Source organism: Corynebacterium sp. HMSC14H10, from assembly GCF_001807105.1.
GTDB classification, from domain to species: domain Bacteria; phylum Actinomycetota; class Actinomycetes; order Mycobacteriales; family Mycobacteriaceae; genus Corynebacterium; species Corynebacterium jeikeium_D.
In genome coordinates, this window is record NZ_KV787442.1 from 1 (window position 1) to 825 (window position 825).

At 55.6% G+C, this 825-nt stretch carries 1 rRNA gene; it reads left to right on the forward strand.

Annotation, left to right across the window (positions count from 1 at the left end):
- Nucleotides 1-825 (forward strand): 23S ribosomal RNA (locus tag HMPREF3135_RS08590); the annotation flags it as partial.

The window sequence follows — 825 nt, forward strand, 5'->3', positions numbered from 1 at the left end:
TTTTGGTGGTTGGGTAGGGGAGCGTCGCGTGACTGCTGTGAAGCGCTGGGGTAACCCTAGTGTGGAGTGTGCGCGAGTGAGAATGCAGGCATGAGTAGCGAATGAGGAGTGGAAAACTCCTCCGCCGAATGACTAAGGGTTCCTGGGCCAGGTTAATCCTCCCAGGGTGAGTCGGGACCTAAGGCGAGGCCGACAGGCGTAGTCGATGGATAACGGGTTGATATTCCCGTACCCGTGTGTCCGCGCCCATGGTGAATCAGGGATACTAACCCACCTGAACACGCGCCGTTTACTAGCCTTTTAGGTTGGTTGGTGTGTGTGATGCTGGGGACCTGAACTGGTAGTAGCCAAGTGATGGGGTGACGCAGGAAGGTAGCCGTGCCACGTGATGGATATCGTGGTGTAAGCGTGTGGCCCGTGTTCTAGGTAAATCCGGAGCACATGTGGGTGAGGCGTGATGCGTACCCGTTTTGGGGAAGTTGGTGATCCTATGCTGCCGAGAAAAGCCTCTAGCGATGTGGATATACGGCCCGTACCCGAAACCGACACAGGTAGTCAGGTAGAGAATACTAAGGCGATCGGGAGAACTGTGGTTAAGGAACTCGGCAAAATGCCCCCGTAACTTCGGGAGAAGGGGGGCCATGACTGGTGACCGACGTGGTTGAGCTGGTTGTGGCCGCAGAGAATAGAGGGAAGCGACTGTTTACTAAAAACACAGGTCCGTGCGAAGACGGGTAAGTCGATGTATACGGACTGACGCCTGCCCGGTGCTGGAAGGTTAAGAGGACCTGTTAGACCCCTTTGCGGGTCGAAGCGGAGAATTTA